Raw genomic sequence first — 216 nt, forward strand, 5'->3', positions numbered from 1 at the left:
TGGCATCGGCGCAGCAGCACGGTTCAACTACCCCTCCGGAGTGGCTGTGGACTCATCCGACTATGTCTATGTGGCAGATAGTGGCAACAACCGCATCCGGAAAATCACACCTTTGGGGGTGGTAAGCACCCTTGCCGGAACAGGCACAGAAGCACGGTTTTCCTACCCCTACGGAGTGGCTGTGGACTCATCCGGCAATGTCTATGTGGCAGATAG

The 216-nt window shown here is 56.5% G+C and carries 1 protein-coding gene; it reads left to right on the forward strand.

All coding sequences use genetic code 11. From position 1 onward, the window contains the following. Window positions 1-216, forward strand: a 216-nt coding sequence (locus S1OALGB6SA_RS00690; RefSeq protein WP_195910217.1) for an SBBP repeat-containing protein, incomplete at both ends; no start/stop codon positions are given.

This window comes from Olavius algarvensis spirochete endosymbiont, from assembly GCA_900608495.1.
In the GTDB taxonomy this organism is placed as follows: Bacteria; Spirochaetota; Spirochaetia; order DSM-2461; family DSM-2461; genus UBA2779.